This is a genomic window from Aliiglaciecola sp. (assembly GCF_039982535.1).
In the GTDB taxonomy this organism is placed as follows: Bacteria; Pseudomonadota; Gammaproteobacteria; order Enterobacterales; family Alteromonadaceae; genus Aliiglaciecola.
On record NZ_JBDWYG010000074.1, the window covers coordinates 1 to 1130 of the forward strand.

Genomic DNA, 1130 nt, shown 5'->3' on the forward strand with positions numbered 1-1130 from the left:
GTGGAGTGCAAATACACAGGCTAATCCACAAGGTGTAACAGAAGTTTTTACTCTATATGGAGTTAAAACGGATGTTGAAATGACAGGTGATGTTATTGAAGAGGCAAGCGTTCAGTTTGATCCTACTACCAATGTTCCTGAAGTTTCAATGACTATGAATGCAGAAGGCGCAAGAGATTGGGCAAGAATTACAGGAGCCAATATCGGTAAACCTGTAGCAATTGTTCTGGATGGTTTTATATACACCTATCCAAATGTGATTTCCAAGATAAGTAACGGTCGTTCATCCATTACAGGGGTTGAAAATGTAGGCGAAGCCGATGACTTGGTAAACATTCTGCTTTCAGGTGCACTTCCTGCTCCGTTGGAGATCGTTGAAGAGCGTACTGTTGGTGCTTCACTTGGTCAGGCTTCCATTGATGCGAGTTTAAACTCTGTATTAATTGGTTTATCGATCGTGGCAATTTTTATGATCGTGTATTACCGAACAGGTGGTGCAGTTGCTGATCTGGCATTGTTACTGAATATCGTGTTCATCTTGGGAATTTTAGCCGGCTTCAAAGCTACGTTAACACTTCCGGGAATGGCAGGTATCGTTCTGACCATTGGTATGGCGGTAGATGCAAACGTGCTGATCTTCGATCGTATTCGTGAAGAGCAACGTACCGGAAAAACCATCAAAGCTGCAATTTCAGCAGGTTATGCAAATGCAATGAGCGCTATTTTTGATGCCAACATCACTACAGGTTTTGTAGCATTAGTTCTTTTGAGTTTCGGAGTTGGTCCGATCAAAGGATTCGCTGTAACACTGCTTGCAGGTATCTGTTGCTCATTATTTAGTGCAATTATTATCACACGTGTAGTGGTAGATTATTTGACTCGTGCTAAATCTGACGCAGTAAACTTCGGTTAATCAACAAAGAAATTTAAAAGAGTAAAAGGATATAATTATGAGATGGTTTGAAACACCAAATTTTGATTTCGTTAGTAAACGAAAGATAGCTTACGTGATCTCCGGGATATTGCTAGCAATTTCCATTGGAGCGATCGTAACGAAAGGACTGCAGTACGGAATTGACTTTAAAGGCGGTAAAGAAATAGTCTTGAAGTTTGAGAAAGCTGTAGATGTA

The 1130-nt window shown here is 40.6% G+C and carries 1 protein-coding gene and 1 pseudogene; both read left to right on the forward strand.

Going from position 1 to position 1130, the window contains the following annotated elements:
* Nucleotides 1-913 (forward strand): protein translocase subunit SecD (secD, locus tag ABJV04_RS19735; protein WP_348493310.1); only part of this gene is annotated, 913 nt, incomplete at its 5' end.
* A gap of 37 nt (nucleotides 914-950) precedes the next feature.
* Nucleotides 951-1130: pseudogene (locus ABJV04_RS19740) on the forward strand (hypothetical protein); the annotation flags it as partial.